This is a genomic window from Candidatus Scalindua japonica (assembly GCF_002443295.1).
GTDB classification, from domain to species: domain Bacteria; phylum Planctomycetota; class Brocadiia; order Brocadiales; family Scalinduaceae; genus Scalindua; species Scalindua japonica.
In genome coordinates, this window is the sequence record NZ_BAOS01000043.1 from 1 (window position 1) to 15905 (window position 15905).

Annotated in this window: 12 protein-coding genes and 2 pseudogenes; 7 read left to right on the forward strand and 7 right to left on the reverse strand. The window is 40.9% G+C overall.

Annotated features, from left to right (window positions below; all coding sequences use genetic code 11):
* Window positions 1–369, forward strand: a 369-nt coding sequence (locus SCALIN_RS22445) for a hypothetical protein (RefSeq protein ID WP_162532426.1), incomplete at its 5' end; no start/stop codon positions are given.
* Window positions 370–483: 114 nt separating this feature from the next.
* On the opposite strand, the gene SCALIN_RS19640 is transcribed toward SCALIN_RS22445, so the two are convergent.
* Window positions 484–3015: an O-antigen ligase family protein gene (locus SCALIN_RS19640; RefSeq protein ID WP_096896143.1), complete on the reverse strand. Its 2532-nt coding sequence runs from the start codon at window positions 3013–3015 to the stop codon at window positions 484–486.
* A gap of 305 nt (window positions 3016–3320) precedes the next feature.
* Here SCALIN_RS19640 and SCALIN_RS22450 point away from each other — a divergent pair, with 305 nt between their 5' ends.
* The gene (locus SCALIN_RS22450) at window positions 3321–3482 is read left to right on the forward strand and encodes a hypothetical protein (protein WP_162532133.1); all 162 of its coding nucleotides are present in this window, start codon (window positions 3321–3323) and stop codon (window positions 3480–3482) included.
* Between the two features lie 110 nt (window positions 3483–3592).
* On the opposite strand, the pseudogene SCALIN_RS23660 reads toward SCALIN_RS22450, so the two are convergent.
* Both SCALIN_RS23660 and SCALIN_RS19655 read right to left on the reverse strand, forming a co-directional pair.
* Window positions 3593–4712, reverse strand: a pseudogene (locus SCALIN_RS23660) (IS91 family transposase).
* Window positions 4709–5616: pseudogene (locus tag SCALIN_RS19655) on the reverse strand (tyrosine-type recombinase/integrase). Before SCALIN_RS19655 ends, SCALIN_RS23660 begins: the two co-directional pseudogenes overlap by 4 nt.
* Before the next feature lie 81 nt (window positions 5617–5697).
* Between SCALIN_RS19655 and SCALIN_RS19660 the strand changes: the two are divergent.
* The 4 genes from SCALIN_RS19660 (at window position 5698) to SCALIN_RS19675 (ending at window position 11549) form a co-directional block, all read left to right on the forward strand.
* Window positions 5698–6402: a type II secretion system protein gene (locus SCALIN_RS19660; protein WP_203415585.1), complete on the forward strand. Its 705-nt coding sequence runs from the start codon at window positions 5698–5700 to the stop codon at window positions 6400–6402.
* Between the two features lie 301 nt (window positions 6403–6703).
* Complete coding sequence (locus SCALIN_RS19665; protein ID WP_096896146.1) at window positions 6704–7135, forward strand: MarR family winged helix-turn-helix transcriptional regulator; 432 nt, start codon at window positions 6704–6706, stop codon at window positions 7133–7135.
* Window positions 7128–8249 carry an efflux RND transporter periplasmic adaptor subunit gene (locus SCALIN_RS19670; protein WP_096896147.1) on the forward strand — a complete coding sequence of 374 codons (1122 nt, stop codon included), beginning with the start codon at window positions 7128–7130 and terminating at the stop codon, window positions 8247–8249. The genes SCALIN_RS19665 and SCALIN_RS19670 overlap by 8 nt, the downstream gene beginning before the upstream one ends.
* Window positions 8250–8393: 144 nt before the next feature.
* Entirely contained in the window at window positions 8394–11549 is a 3156-nt protein-coding gene (locus tag SCALIN_RS19675; RefSeq protein WP_096896148.1) for an efflux RND transporter permease subunit, read from the forward strand.
* A gap of 65 nt (window positions 11550–11614) precedes the next feature.
* Here the strand turns inward: SCALIN_RS19675 and SCALIN_RS19680 are convergent, their stop codons facing one another.
* A complete protein-coding gene (locus tag SCALIN_RS19680) occupies window positions 11615–12205 on the reverse strand; it encodes an MlaC/ttg2D family ABC transporter substrate-binding protein (protein WP_096896149.1) in 591 nt (196 codons plus the stop codon).
* Between the two features lie 21 nt (window positions 12206–12226).
* Window positions 12227–12988 carry a RadC family protein gene (radC, locus tag SCALIN_RS19685; RefSeq protein ID WP_096896150.1) on the reverse strand — a complete coding sequence of 254 codons (762 nt, stop codon included), beginning with the start codon at window positions 12986–12988 and terminating at the stop codon, window positions 12227–12229.
* Window positions 12989–13407: 419 nt separating this feature from the next.
* Here radC and SCALIN_RS19690 point away from each other — a divergent pair, with 419 nt between their 5' ends.
* A complete protein-coding gene (locus tag SCALIN_RS19690; RefSeq protein WP_133112084.1) occupies window positions 13408–13758 on the forward strand; it encodes a hypothetical protein in 351 nt (116 codons plus the stop codon).
* Window positions 13759–13775: 17 nt separating this feature from the next.
* Here the strand turns inward: SCALIN_RS19690 and SCALIN_RS19695 are convergent, their stop codons facing one another.
* Together SCALIN_RS19695 and SCALIN_RS19700 are read right to left on the reverse strand one after the other, a co-directional pair.
* A complete protein-coding gene (locus SCALIN_RS19695) occupies window positions 13776–14837 on the reverse strand; it encodes a CehA/McbA family metallohydrolase (RefSeq protein ID WP_096896152.1) in 1062 nt (353 codons plus the stop codon).
* Entirely contained in the window at window positions 14831–15880 is a 1050-nt protein-coding gene (locus SCALIN_RS19700; protein WP_230406663.1) for a 2-hydroxyacyl-CoA dehydratase family protein, read from the reverse strand. The genes SCALIN_RS19695 and SCALIN_RS19700 overlap by 7 nt, the downstream gene beginning before the upstream one ends.
* Between the last annotated feature and the right edge of the window lie 25 nt (window positions 15881–15905).

The following is a 15905-nucleotide window of genomic DNA, read 5'->3' on the forward strand; positions in this document are numbered from 1 at the left end:
GGGATAAAATACATTGAACTGTTTATTAAGAATGCTCCCGGTAGTAGTGGAAGCCCTGTTGTGAATTTAAAGGGTGAGGTGGTTGGTATTATATGGGGTGGCTATAAAGACCTGGAAGCGGCGGAGGCTGTTCATGTGGAAGAGTTGCGTGAAATAGTTGGTTTGCCGGTTAATGATATGCCAGAGAATAAAAACATGCCTGCTCCAGATCCCTGGAGTGGAGCAGTCTACTCAACAAGCTATTCCCGTTTATTCCACCGTCCGGATTGCAACACGCTTATCATCAGCTCTGATGAATTGATAGAGTTTCTATCGAAAGATAACGCAAAAACTAATGGTGGAATACCCTGCCCAGAGTGTAATCCTTAGTCTCTTAGAAAAAACATTTTAACGGATTTTTGTAAAAAATTTGAATATTGAAATTAGAAACAAATACATAATCCAATTGCAAAATTTTAAACGTTCAGTATTGAACATGTTTTTTTAGAACATTTGTTTCTTTGACAAGAGCTCCAGTATCTCTTTTGCATATTGGTTGTACGTGTTGTTTGTGTGTTCTGCCAACTCTAAAATGTCATTACACAATTTTCGCGTATCGTCGTACCTTTCAAGTTTAAAATTAGCCATGGTTGCATACTTATGTGCTTCCAGGTTTTTCCGGTCGATTTGAATTATATTCATTGATTGGTCCAGGACTTTTTCCCATTTTGTTGTCTTGGCGTAGACAAAACATAAGAGTCTGTAAATATCGATTATCTTTTTATCAGGGTTTCTTTCAGTGAATTTGAGTAGGACCGCTTCCGCTTCTTCATATCGTTTTCCGTCATCTATAAATACATTGGCAAGGTTTAAGCAGGGAGCATGGTTGGCAGGCGAAATATTTATTGCCTCTTTTAATTCATTAATTGCATTTTGATATTGGCCTTTTTCCGTGTAAAGCCGCGCAAGTTTATTCCGTAGCTCAAATTTAAAAGGGTGTAGAGTGGTCGCTTTGATATAATATTTAATTGCTTCCTTACTCATATCTTCGTTAGTTATTCTGTCCAGAATATGATAGGCTTGTCCAAGGGTAAAGGCGGAATGGTAATCTCCCGGATAGAGTTTTCGTACTTGTTTTGCTCCGTTAATTGCTTTTGTAAACCACGCTGATGTCTGTTTACTTGAATAAATGCCAGGCAAGTCTTTCGTAATTTCTTTACTCTCTTTATTTACACATGATTCTGCCATCTTCAGATAGATACCATTCAGTACATTACGATAGTTTAATGTTAAAGGGTTATACTTTACAGCTGTTTCATAGCTCAGGATTGCCTCTCTTAACTCATTCTTGTTAAGCGACCTCCGCCCATGTTCAAAGTAGAGGTCTGCCTTATAGCGAAATAGACTGAGGGTGGTAAACAGGGCCATTAAACATACAATAAAGCTGCAGAAAATATTTTTCCCGCATGTCCTGACATTGAGACGGCCAATCCACCTGGTTGATTCTGGTTTATGTGTTTCTGGATTTTCCCCGTCCGCCCGCCTGAATGACGCAGTCGGGCAGGTACGGGCACGGACGGGGATCTCATGAGGCAGGGAATATCCAGTACGAGATGCAACAACCGACATCGCAATAAGAAACCAGAATAGAGTAAGTATGGGAACATGTCCAAAACTGAACTGGTTTTGTATAAAGTATGCAATGCAGCTGGCGCAAAGGCCTATTATGAGTATCTTATCAGGCGTATCGGCTTTCCTGCACCCCTTCCAGACCATTCTTGCATAGGCAAAGATAAACCACAAATAGATTCCCAGTCCTGTCAAACCTCTGGAGACAGCTATGTCTAAAAAATCGTTGTGAATTCTGTTCTGGTTTTTGAATGCACGATGCTCACCTGTTTCACGGTAAACCTTTGAAAGATATTGAGGGTAAATCATGCCCAATGTTTCCGGTCCGATTCCCAGGATGGGATAGTCCTGAATAATCTTAATACCGCTCATATATTGAAAAGCCCTCAAAAACATTGTACCCTTCAATTTGCCTGCAATGCCGATATCCTTATAAGAATCTTCCGTAAAGAGAGAGGTGTCCTTACTATCTAAAGCTGATATGGCGGGTTCTACATCGTCTATGAACCTACCGACAACCGATGTTCTATCACTGATATTAAAGAAAATGGAAATACCTGTTATAATGGTTATGGTAACAATCGTTTTTGTCTTGTTTGCCAAAAGGTTATTTTTCCCAATAAGAGAAAAGAAAAATATATTTGAGATAAGAAGGCCAAGAAAAGAGGCCCGTGTCTTTGTGTAATAAAACGCAACGATAAGCAGTGTAAGGATTCCCATATAGAGAACTGTGGAATACCGGAAAACTGAATTTGAAAAAATTTTAATAAGAATAAGAGGTGTGACCATAATAATAAATGTAGAAAAGAACGCTGGGTGTCCAAAAGTAGCGGAAACCCTGATTCCAAAACCAAAGGATGTACTCCATTTATACAAATCAAAACCAAAATGTTGTAAGACTCCATATATAGAGGCAAGAGATGCCGTTAAGATTATTATGTTACAAAGCGAGTTCAACCTCTTTTTATCTATGAAACGTATAATTGCACAAAAGAGTGAGATATAAACAATAGTTGATAACAAACCGTCATATCGTTTGTAAGTACCTGCTAAACTTAAAAACGGATTTATGGAAAATACCGTGGCAAATCCGGTGATAAACAGGGAAGCTAAAACTGGCAGCATCAATGGTTGCTGTAAGAGTTGTAAAACGTGGATATCTTCAAACTTGGCAGTGAATTTAGACTCTCTTGTTATCATGGTTTTTATAGACCATGTTGCCAGTATGGAAAAGGTCAAGATATAAAGAATTGTAATCTTGCTCAGATCGAAGACGCTGTGAATATGAATATCAAAGAAGAGTGGAACAGCGATGATGATGACTAACAGCATTGCTATTATTATTTGATCACAGTAAGGAATTGTTCCCGTTCCTGTTGGTCTCGCTGCAAGAGGTTCTTTATTCATACAAATTTCTTAACAAAAGACTAGTGGTAAAATCAAAAAAGGTTTCTTTTTTTTTCAGATAGACAAGGCTTAGTGCTTGTAAGATCAAACACAATAAACGCTTGACACAAGTGTTTTTGCAAAGCTATAATCCCCCCAAATACATAGCTAATTTGTAAATGCTTACCTTAATGCTTGCATGAACCAAATACAATGTAAAAATTATTCCTTGATAATATAAAATAAACACTTGTTTGTAACACATAACTAGGAAGGGGATGTGTATTGATGAAAATATTAAAATCTAACGAATAAGGTTAGATTGTGTGAGGGACGAACCACAATCTGAACCGTTTGTTGGACAAGCCCGTTGTTTGGGTGCTAAACATTGTATAAGAAAATATCTTATGAAGATTGCTTCTCTTTTTTACCGCAGAAGCTATGAAGCCAAAGAAGTGGATTTTTCAATTGCTGTCGTCATGCTTTAGGAGCTACAGAACATGGTTTTTCGGCCATTTTACCTCAAATTTGGGCAAACGGGGGCCATCTCGACCCGATAATGCCGTTTTTGCAAATCTTAGATGCATAGCGGATTCGATTACATAACCAGAACAGCCTCCTCTTTTGTTAACTTGTAGGGGAAAGACCTGGATTTGTGTGATGGAGGTATCATCGTTTTTATGATCTTCATTATTCCTCCACAGCATTTGCACGTAAGCTTTGGACGCTCTCTGAACCAGGCTGACGACTTATTCGGGTTGATACCGGTAAGGTACTGAAGCAATGCAATCAAGCGTTTGCTATTAGGGTGGAGGAAACCAAAGTTCCGTGTTCGCCTGAAACCTTTGGGTAGAACATGCTGGAGAATCAACCTGAGAAACTGCGGGCCGGGAAGTGTTCTTGTGAGCATTTTTTTGCTCTTACTATCCTGGTAACGAAAGGTCACCTGACCATCTTTGCACGTAATAATATCTTTCTCTTGAATGACCCCTTTGTAGAGATAACGACCAAGATAGACCAGTGCCTTTTCACCGTTGCCGACAAATTTGCAATCGAGACCCAAGGTTTAGGGGATAATTAACTGGAAGCGTAAGAGCCGCTTTGTTCACGGCATCGAGCATTTTTGCTCGAAACACTTTAGCCAGCGCTTTGTGATTGAAAAGGTACCGCGTCTTTCCTTCGCTTTTTTTGAAGCTCCAAAGCTTTTTCTTCTGATTGATGGCCCCGGCTGGCATTACCAGATGGATATGCGGGTGGTAATCGAGAGAGCGAGAGTGGGTGTGCAAAACAGTGATGGCTCCAGCGTTTCCTTGTAATACGCTGTCATTTTGGACAAAGGTTTTTACGGTTTCCCAACAACACTGTATCATTATCGAGTAAAGCAAGCGTTGATGCTGCCATGCTAATGATCGAAGCTCTTTGGGTATAGTAAAGGTGAGCATAAAATAGTCAGCAGGCACTTCTTTTTTCAGTTGACGCTCCAACCACTGCTGACACTCATGACTCTGACAATGAGGACAATTGCGGTTACCGCAGGAGTGCGGTACAAAAACCTGTTTTTCACAGTCATTACATTGGACCAGCATGACGCGGCTTTGCGTAGTGCGACAATCCTTCATGGCTGCCAGGGCTTTGAATTGACTTGGCAGGATCGAACCATGATAAAGAGTGATAAAGTCAGCAATGAAGGTCTCAATTATAGAGGAGAGAGATATCATATAACATTCCCCCATTCTATGGAAAAACCATTCATCAAATCATTAATTAATTGCAAGGCATTACGATTTGTATGAGAGGTCAGGTGGGTATATTTGGCAGTGGTTAAAATACTGTGGTGGCCGAGGATTTTTTGTACTTCAAGCAGATCAACACCCGCCTCAATCAGATGGGTTGCGTAGCTGTGTCGCAGACTGTGTGGTGTAATTTTTTTTTAATTCCACACTCCCGGGCTACCTTACGCAGAGTGGCCTGAACGCCATTTCTATTCAGAGGTGTTTTTGCCAGGTGGGCTGATTTCAAGCCACCATGACGGCCTGGAAATAGAAAGACAGGATTGCGATGAACAAGCCAAAAACGGCGTAAGAGATTCAGGGTTACCTTTGGCAGGGGTACGAAACGGTCTTTATTGCCTTTGCTATCGCGGATATGCACCCGCATTCGCTGAGGGTCGACATCGCTAACCTCAAGACGTAGTCCTTCACCCAGGCGGAGACCAAGACTGTAAAGAACAAAGTAGAAGGCCCGGTAACTGAGTTTTCTCGTCACCTGGAAAAGTTGGTGGGCTTCATTAATGGTGACAATATCGGGCAAACGTTGCGTTTTGGGTGGTTTAATAAGATTTACTTGCTCCCAACGCTTATGAAGCACATGAGTGTAGAAAAACTTTAGTCCGTAGAGGTCTAATTTGACTGCGCTCCATGAATGGGTATTGAGGAGATTGGAAAAATAGTCAAGTAGTTGCTGTTCAGATAGATCGTGTATCTGATTGTCAAAATAATCACCGATCCGTCGGATGGCACGTGAATAAGCCTCGATTGTTTTTGGCCGGAGTCCTTTCAAGCGTAGGTGCTTTAGATGCGTTTGGTAATTTTTGTTGAAATCGGATTGAGATAATGTTTTCATAGACCTGTAACCTCCTATTTGTTAATAGATTCACCCTCCCGTTGAGGGTGTGAGGTTACATTATATAATAAATTTCCGATTTTGTTCTCCGCGATAGCGGCTTCGTCCAACAAAGGTTTCACACTTATTGAACTATTAGTTGTAATTGCAATTATCGGTATTCTTGCCGGAATATTACTCCCTGTATTGAGCAGGGCACGGGAATCAGCTCGGAGGACGCAATGTGCCAGTAATGTGAAACAGATAGGTATGGGGTTAATCATGTTTGCAAATGAAAATAATGAGAATTTCCCATCGTCTACTGCTGGCTCTCAAATCTCAATGAGATCTCTCAATTTGCTTTGGCCGGATTATGTTTCAGATCCACGTACGTTTAACTGCCCCAGCGATAAATTTGTTACTACTGCAACTAATGCTGGTATTACTGCAAATGATCCTTTTGAAAAGGACGAATGTAGCTATGGATATGATCGCTTTCATACACAGGCTGATGATGCCGATGTGGCCCTTGTCGCAGACCGTCCTTCAAATACAAACGCCAATGTGCCTGCAATTCCAAGTACCAATTCACCAAACCATGGTGGTACTGTAAAACCGGCAAATGCAGCAGACGTTGCCGGCAGAGGACAAAACGTAGTTTATGTGGATGGGCACGTAGAATTTGTTATTTCACAAAATGCAGGTTGGTATGCGGCTGATGGTATTACGAGAGATGATATTTATGGAGATGATGCAGCTACTGCAGGTGGAACTGATACCTATATAACTCAAGACAGTACTCAATAATTATTAGTTTTAGAAATAACAGAATATTTTATAAAAAGAGGGACTTACGTTGTTTAAACGTTAAGTTCCTCTTTTTTTATAAGACAGCATCTTATACCTTCCTTTAAATGCTCATTCATTTATTACTTAAAAATCCCCCTCTCTTGTCTGTAATAATTAATTTGATAGTAGGATAGGGTGGGCATTGTCCACTCTTAAGATTCTCTTCAAAGTCCGCTTAAGCCGAGAAGTTTTCTATCTTGATTTCCTATTATTATATTTATAGAATGATAGTTTACTATTAAATAGCAGGCTAACTAAAATGTTAGAATATGATTTTAAGGAAAATATTGGTTATTCCGTAGCGATGGCATATCGGGCTTTAAGAAAAGCCTTAAATGCTGAATTGGCGCACTATGGGACCACTTTCAGTCAATGGCAGGTTCTTTCATGCCTTGCCATGGAGGGAGAAATCTCTCAGGTTAAACTGGCAGAACTGATTGGTGTTGAGGGTCCCACAATGGTACGGATACTTGATAGAATGGAGAAAAAGGGCTGGATTAGACGTAAAGTATCTCCTCGTGACCGTAGACAGAAATTAATTTCTCCAACAAAGAAGGTAGAAGATGTATGGAAGAAAATGACTGAATGTGCTCATGGTGTGAGAGGCGAGGCAGTTAAAGCGATTTCAACGAAGGATGTTGCAAATCTTCAAAAGATTTTGAAAAAAATACGGGAGAATCTGAATGGATAATTCGGGGTGGAAAACTATATATAATAGCAAAAAGAAAAGAGATAATATGTCATTATATTTGGTAATAGTAGTTTTTTGCACACTTTTTTTGTTTATTATTTCTAACAAAAGTCTGGCGCAGGGACAAGTGCACAAAGCCCCTGTAGTTGTATCACGCATTGTCCGGAAGGATGTGCGCAAACCGGTTACAATGGTGAGTACTGTCTTTCCGCTCAGGGAAAGTATTGTAGCCGGTGAGGTAGAAGGATTGGTGGTGGAATTTCCCGCAAAAAGAGGTGATTATGTAACGAAGGGGCAGGTGTTGGCGAAACTCAGAACAACTACTCTGGAAATCCAGCTTAAAGGAGCAAAGGCGGATGAACATCTTGCACGTATTAAGTATCAACGTGCCATGGAGCTTTATGAGGGTAAGACGATTTCACATCAGGAACTTGACGAGTTTGAGACCAGGTTGGTAGCACAGGAGGCAGTGGTAGAAGCTATTGAGGATGATATTGGTAAGTGTACAATTGCGGCACCATTTGATGGCAGGATTACTGAAGAGAGTACTGAAGTTGGTCAATGGCTTAAAAAGGGTGATAGCGTTGTTTCCATGTTGCAGATGAACTCTGTGAAAGTCAGGGTCCCGGTCCCGGAAAAGTATATTCAAGGCTTGAGTGTTGGTGATGAGAGTAATGTCAGATTCCCGGCGTTGGGGGACCTGACAAGAGCCGGTCATATTGTCCACATCGTCCCCCAGGCAGACAAACGTGCCAGAACATTTCCGGTTTTTGTTAAAATAGATAACAAAGATGAGGCCATTAAAAGTGGCATGTTTGCGGAGGCGACATTTGAGATAGGATCTTTATTATCCGCAACAATGATCTTGAAAGATGGTGTCGTGAGACGTGGAGGTGGGGAGTTTATTTACTTGGCAGTGGATGGAAAGGTTAGAGAGGTTCCCGTTAAGACCGGTATTGCTTACAAAAATCTAATTCAGATTACGGGAGATGTTAAGCCGGGAGTTGATGTGATTGTAAGGGGTAATGAGCGTGTACGTAATACCCAAGACATTCAGGTGATCGGAAGGATGGATATTGGTGAGATTGACGATAGAGAAGATCTGGTAAATTAAGAAGGATAAAAGAAGAGGGATTATGGAAGAGAGAAAAAGGGTGGTGGGGTTAAAAGTGTGAGAGGTTTAGAGGTTGATAGTTTCGCTTTCTATTATCCGTCGTCTTTCATCCTGCATGCATCGTATGTCGTCCATCGTTAAATTATGAAAATTATAGAATATTCAACACACAATCCGGTTAAGGTGGCAGTGGGGTCGATATTTGTATTACTCTTTGGCCTTCTTGCTCTATTCCGTATTCCTGTTCAACTCGTTCCCGATGTAGAAAAACCCCAGATAACAGTAGTGACCCGTTGGATTGGGGCGAGTCCTGAGGAAGTTGAGCAGGAGATTATTCATGAACAGGAGGAGATGCTGAAAAGTGTTGAAAACCTGAGAAAATTAACATCTAAGAGTTTTAATGGGCGTGGTGAGATTTTACTGGAATTTGTGGTTGGAGTGGATAAAAATGCGGCACTTCTGGATGTTGCTAATAAGCTGGACCAGGTGCAGGAATATCCTGAGAATGTGGACGAACCGGTTATCAGTGCGGTAAATACCGGTGACCGTCCTATTGCGTGGTTTACGTTACGAACTCTTCCGGGAAACGATATTGATATTAATAAGTTGCGGGATTTTGCCAAAGACCATATCGAATCAAGGTTTGAAAGAGTGCCGGGGGTTGCAAACAGTAATATCTATGGTGGCGCGGAGAGGGAGATGCAGGTTGTTATAGACCCACATGCGTTGGCCAGTAGTCAGCTTACAATCTTAGACGTACGCAAGGCCCTTATTTCTACAAATATAAATATAAGTGGAGGAGATATAGATGAGGGTAAAAACAGGTTTACGGTAAGGACTTTGGGGCAGTTTAAGTCCGTTGAAGATATAGAGGACATGGTCATTACAAGGCGTGATGATATCCCCGTTTATATCAGGGACATAGCAGAAGTAAAGCTTGGATACAAAAAGCTAGAAGCATTTGTCAGACAGAAGAATGAACCGTCAGTTGCTGTAAACGCACAGAGGGAGGTGGGGGCTAATGTTCTGATAGTTATGGAGGGATTACGAGAGGCGTGCAGTGAGTTAAATGAAGACTTGTTGAGAGACAGGGGGTTAGCGCTGGAACAGGTTTATGATGAGACTGAATATATAAAGTCATCGATCGGCCTTGTGAAGCAGAATGTTGTTGTCGGTGGTCTCCTGGCGGTAATGGTGCTCCTTTTATTCCTCAGAAGCTGGCGTAGTACACTTGTTATTGGTCTGGCAATACCGATCAGCGCAATAGGTACTTTTCTCATGGTTACCCTCCTGGGACGTTCACTGAATGTGGTTAGCCTGGCTGGGATAGCTTTTGCTGTCGGAATGGTGGTTGATAGTGCTATTGTAGTCCTGGAAAATATATTTCGCCACTGGCAGTCAGGTGAGGGGCCTTTTGATGCGGCTTACAAAGGGACCACTGAGGTATGGGGAGCCGTATTGGCGTCCACGTTGACTACAATCGGAGTATTTATTCCTGTGATCCTTGTTGAACAGGAAGTCGGACAACTGTTCAGGGATATAGCGCTGGCAATAAGCTTTGCGGTAGGTTTATCACTCATTGTTGCCATCACGGTAATACCGACTACGGCGGCAAGAATTCTTTCCCACAGAAAGAAGGATGGGTCTCTCGGTAAGACTGATTCATCAAGCAATAATCGACTGGTTTTATTTGGACGTAATTTAACTGATAAGATTGTAGGAGTTGTAGTTTATTTAACGAATACATTAAGTAGACGTTTGATCACGATTGTTGTTTTGATTGTTATTTCAATATTTCTCACATGGTGGATGGTTCCGGAAATGGAGTATTTGCCTGAAGGTAATCGGAACTTGATTCTGGCTATCATGTTGCCTCCTCCTGGTTATAGCCTGGAAGAACAGAAATCTATCGGGTTAGTCCTGGAAAAGGAACTGAGTCCTTACTGGTCTGCCAAAGTTGGAACAAAAGAGGCTGAAATGCTGGATGGGCCGCCTATCAAGCACGGGTTTTATGTTTCCCGTGGGAGAATGGTCTTCATGGGTATGATATCTGCTGAACCTGAAAGGGCGGCGGAGCTTATCCCCATTCTGAGGCGGGTATGTGGGAATATACCAGGCATGATAACGATTGTACAACAGTCAAGTCTGTTTGAACGCGGATTGAGTGGAGGCCGTACAATAGATATTGAACTTTCCGGGCCTGATCTGGACCGTCTTATATATTATGGTTTCCAGGTGTTTGAGCAGGTGAAACAGGTGTTTCCTCCCGGTACACAGGCCCGTCCTGTACCCAGCCTTGAGCTTGGGAGTCCGGAACTGCAGATCAGGCCTCGGCTGGAACATGCGATTGAACTGGGATTGACCTCTGCTGATATTGGATATATTACAGACGCTCTGGTTGACGGGGCTTATGCCGGTGATTACTGGCACCAGGGAGATAAAATAGATCTTGTGATATTCGGACAGAGCAAATATATTGAACGAACTCAGGACCTGGAGCAGATATTCATTTATACTCCTTCAGGTGATTATGTACCTTTGAGTACTGTTGCGGATATACAGTTAGGAGTAGGGCCGGAAGAGATAGACCATATTGAGAGGGAGCGCTCTATCGTAATACAGGTAATCCCTCCGCGTATAGTTCCGCTGGAAAGAGCGCTTGACATAATAGATACGAAAATAATTACACCAATGGTGAAGAAAGGTTTACTGGGAGGCCTTTATAAAGCTAATCTGGCTGGTACTGCTGACAAGCTTCAGGAGGCGCGCAGAGCGTTACAGTGGAACCTGGTCCTGGCTATTGCGATTGCATATCTGCTAATGGCCGCGCTCTTTGAGTCATTCCTGTATCCGATAGTCATAATGTTCAGTGTTCCTCTAGCTGCTGTTGGAGGATTTGCTGGCCTTGCCTTCCTGAACCTGTTTACATTACAGGTGATGGATGTTCTAACTATGCTTGGATTTGTCATATTAATAGGGACGGTGATAAATAATGCTATCCTGATAGTGCATCAGGCACTTAATAACATACGGGATGAGAAGATGGAAGCCCGTCAGGCACTTATAGAGAGTGTGAGGACACGTATCCGTCCAATATTTATGAGCGTAACAACAACCGTTTTCGGGATGTTGCCGTTGGTTATATTCCCGGGTGCAGGAAGTGAACTTTATCGCGGTCTTGGCAGTGTAGTATTAGGAGGTCTGATCGTTTCTACTGTCTTTACACTCCTTCTGATCCCGGCAGTGTTCAGTCTGGTTATGGATATTAAAGTGGGTTTAGGATGGGGTAAGGCCGTATAGAGATTCACGGACAAATGAATTTGTCCATACCACCCTGGAAAAGTTGTCACTTCGTTAATTGTATACTACTCATTATCTTCTGTTTTTTCTCTCATTTTTGCCAGCAAGCCTTCAATACCGACTTTATTAATCATATGGTTGTACTGAGAACGATACGATCGAAGCATGCTGACACCTTCGACTTCAAAATCATAAATCTTCCAGCCATTTCTGGTTTTGTACATCCTGTACAGCATCAAATATTTTTCCCCTTTTGATATTAAAACCGTTGGTATCCAGACTTTCTTCTTTTCTACAAGAGTGGCGGGTTGAAAAATAACTTTTTCATCACTGAAAAGGTCCAGTTTGTAAACGTAAAAGCTCTGAAACGATTGAGTAAAGAGATCTAAAAACTCGGTTCTCTGTTCAGCATTGAATCGGGACCAATGTGTCTTACCTAAAGATAATTTTGCCATTAGGGAAAAGCTAAAGACTGAATTGGTAACCTTGATAACTTTACTTTTCTTCTGATCTGTTGATAGCTCTTTATCAGACAGGACGGTAAATACTTTATCCACTGATCTTTTCAGTAATTTTTCGGCTTCAGATTCGACACCAGCAACCGTAACCTGAGAAAACATAAGAATAACTAACAATAAACAGGCAATTTTTTTCATAACTTTCCTTTCTATCTTTTTTTATCCGTGTCCAGACAAACTTAATTTTTTCATATCAAAATTTGTATTATAACGTTTTATCAACCCTTCATCGGCAAAACTGAAATATTTTTGCTCACCAATTATTATATGATCTAACACCTTTATTTTCATAATCCTGCCGGCAAAGACAAGCTCTTCAGTGATATCTTTGTCTTCATTACTTGGCTTTGGTTCACCGGATGGATGGTTATGTGCAAAGATCATGGCTGCCGCTCCAAACTTATTTGCCAGGTTGATAATCTCTCTCACATACACATTACTCATCGTTACCGTGCCCTCATGGGCAGTAACGACATCTATGACCTGGTTCTGACTATTAAGAAACACCACTTTGAAAACCTCTTTTTTAAGGTCCCTCATCCTCGGGAAGAGTAGGTCATATGCTTTTCTGGATGATGAGGCGACTCCTTCAACCTTTCTAGACTCCTCAATAATCCTTTTGCCCAACTCTACAGATGCTTTTATTTGTGCTATTTTTGCGTGACTCAGTCCCTTAATGCTGTACAAATCTTTCGGTTCCAGCCTGTCCAGCCCTCTCAGACCATTCGCCTCCCTGATTATCTGTCTCGCCAGATCAACCGCACTCTTCCCTTTAACCCCGACTCGCAGTAATATCGCAAGTAACTCTGCATTTGTTAAGGCATGCGCGCCTGACTTTAACAACCTTTCTCTTGGTCTCTCCTCTTCAGGCCAATTGGTTATTGAGTCTTCATAAATTTTTTCTTCTGACCTCCCTGTCATAGTATTTATTGCCCTATTAAATCTTATGAACCTCTCGCTAAGCCGCAGAATGATAAGAAAACAAAAGAAAATAGTTTTGCCGTTTTTGCTCTTCGCGTGAATATTTTGTGAACGCTATATTTAGCAAGATGGTTCTTTAATTTACTTCCATGTAAAAATAAACTTAATTATGCATGCGTATCCATAATCCATTGGAGTATCTAATCTGTGAGATTATGAAACACAGTAGTCAATACAGATACCTGGATTATATTAGTCTGGTTGCTTATGAAAAGCAATAGGAAAAAGTGATAGTATGATTATTATACGCTAAGGAAGTGTCAAGGTGTGTTCTGGCAAGTCCAGGAAGCTCTTAAATTACATTATTAATATTGTTTGATACTACAAAATATGATAAGGTGCATTTCACGGAGATTGTAATGAAGAAAATCATCATATTATTTGCTATACTTTTACTTACTGGATGTGCCACATTAAAACCTGCAACGCGAGAGACACCGGTAACCTCAATCGAAAAAATGTCTACATATGATTTGCAGAATGAATATCTTGAGATAGAACACAAAATAAGCGAACTGGAAGAAAAAATCAATGAGCGTAAATCTTCACATATTAATGTCACAAACATAGACTTTACCGGTAATCCCGCAATATTTTTGGTCATTGCGCTAAATGCATATACTATGGAGAATATGACAACAAAAATAGAACAGTATAAGTTAAGACTTTCGGATATTACAACGGAATTGTCAAATAGAGGATTATACTGACCTCCTATGTTCGGGCTTCAGGAACTATATTCTCTGATGTAGATCGGATTGGTAAACACCCAGGGGCGATTTTCTATGTATGCCTCCACCCTGTATACACCTTTCTCGGTACTTGAAAATTCTAAGAAGTCGCCTTCTAATTCCTTAAGAATTTTTCCATTTCTAAGGAGTTTAATATTGGCATAGTGAGGAGATTTGATGTAAAAACGAAGCTCTTTTTGAACATCGCAGACCTCATCTCCCATAAAATAAATATTGCCTCCTGATTCAGCAGTAAAGCTAAAGCCTGTTGCATCTACCAGTAAATCAAATGATACATAGCACCTTCCCTCTTTATGCGCATCACAGACTAATCGAACAGCATCATCAGACTTTGATAGTTCATGTTCAACAAGAATATGAGTACGAATTGTCTTGAAGAGTTCTTCATATGTGAAGAGTGGCTTCTTTATAATCGGGATTTCTCTGTAATGAGCATCAAGCCCGGATATTCCAACTACCTTCCTTTCCTGCCCCAACTTGTCCCATATAGACAGTAATTCCGGGTCTGGTCCTTTTATCTGCAGGTTTGGATTTTTATAGAAGTGCCATAGGTTTGATAGTTTAAGGTCATCGATCCAGTCATGCATGTAAGTCCATATCTCAATACCCGCAAATCCGGTATGTTCCCAATTGCGCCATGCCTCAACATTTACAACAAATGACCATTTTTTTTTACCAAGGGGATGTACAGGATACACGGAGCCTCCACTGACAAGAACTTCTTCAATGCATTCTACGGACGGCATATTTATGTAATTCTTAATATCAATGTACTTGCTGTCAGCTAACGGCTTAGAGTCAAGTGTCAGGAAATGTCCGTCATGAATTGGAGAAACCTCCATTCCTATTACAACCAGCAGGTTATCATGCCAACCTTCCCATCCATCCGACTTTGGCAGAAAAGTATTGTGGTCTGATAGTATCACAAAGTCCAGACCTGCAGCTTGCGCGCTTGTTATGACATCGGGTATTTGAATGCTCGTATCATCAGAATACTCTGTATGTATATGACAGGCACCTTTATAGTCTTTTAACATTTGGTATTTTTAAGCATTTCAACAAATGCCTCAATCCTTGTTCGCATGGACCCGCTTAATCTACCGGGGCGGTCACAATCAAGTGTTAACACGGGAGTATCTATATATTGACGAATAAGCCTGTCAAATATCTGCCTGTGGCAGAAGCTCTGTACATAATGAATAATTCCATCAATTTTCCTCGTTGCAACCTGCTTCTTTATGTCATCAATATGATAGCGCATATCATAGGGATATGTGTAACTGGTATATTGATCTATTAAAGTCTTGGTTTGATACGGCATGCTAAACTGTCTCTGTACTTCATTAAAAACGACATGTACTCTCAACTCATTTAGAAAAGAGTACAGGTTACAGCAGATCGGAGGTACACCAATATACCCAAGTCTTACTTCAGGGTCAAAAGCCGGTCGTTTTTCAGCTTCCTCAAGAAAGTCTGAAGCTTTTTTTTCAAAAAGTACATAGTCTCCCATCAAGTCACTGGTAGAGACATTCCAGATATGATTTTCATCACCTGTGACCCTGTTTTCCTCCCACGTCAGACGATCAATTTCATGAACGGATTTTCTCACTCCATCCAATACAAGTTTCATCTGATGTGCCTTATCAAGATCGATCCCCAGAGAATTGGCGAGAAAATCTAATTGTTTATAAAGTAAATCCCTGTTTCTATCGTGAGGATATGAAAAAGGAATTACATCAATACCTTCATTTCTCAGGATTTCGATTAAGGCGTGATTGTTGCTACAATCTCCCTGGACAACCCCTATGATTTTCTTTATTCCAGTCTTCTTTGTTGCTGAATATATACCCTTTATCCATGCACACGTATTTCTGGGCAATCCTTTAATTTCAGCAAAATCAACAAGCGCATCTGAGTCGTCGTTACAGATAAAGATATTGTTCAGATCGATAGGCACATATCCAGCGGCATAAACAATTTCAATTGGCACAGTTGTCGTGATCCCAATCGCTTTATCAACAGAAATTCGGTAAGACATTGGGAAAGACATACCGACATTAACCAGATTTGCAGAATTCATAAGTGACATTATCACGGAAAATAGT

Bases quoted from the DNA above. Each gene is read 5' to 3' on its own strand.
- SCALIN_RS19680 (WP_096896149.1), bottom strand. From the start codon at position 12,205: ATGAAAAAAATTGCCTGTTTATTGTTAGTTATTCTTATGTTTTCTCAG.
- SCALIN_RS19670 (WP_096896147.1), top strand. From the start codon at position 7,128: ATGGATAATTCGGGGTGGAAAACTATATATAATAGCAAAAAGAAAAGA.
- SCALIN_RS19700 (WP_230406663.1), bottom strand. From the start codon at position 15,880: ATGAATTCTGCAAATCTGGTTAATGTCGGTATGTCTTTCCCAATGTCT.
- SCALIN_RS19695 (WP_096896152.1), bottom strand. From the start codon at position 14,837: ATGTTAAAAGACTATAAAGGTGCCTGTCATATACATACAGAGTATTCT.
- SCALIN_RS19640 (WP_096896143.1), bottom strand. From the start codon at position 3,015: ATGAATAAAGAACCTCTTGCAGCGAGACCAACAGGAACGGGAACAATT.
- SCALIN_RS19665 (WP_096896146.1), top strand. From the start codon at position 6,704: ATGTTAGAATATGATTTTAAGGAAAATATTGGTTATTCCGTAGCGATG.
- SCALIN_RS19690 (WP_133112084.1), top strand. From the start codon at position 13,408: ATGAAGAAAATCATCATATTATTTGCTATACTTTTACTTACTGGATGT.
- radC (WP_096896150.1), bottom strand. From the start codon at position 12,988: ATGACAGGGAGGTCAGAAGAAAAAATTTATGAAGACTCAATAACCAAT.
- SCALIN_RS19675 (WP_096896148.1), top strand. From the start codon at position 8,394: ATGAAAATTATAGAATATTCAACACACAATCCGGTTAAGGTGGCAGTG.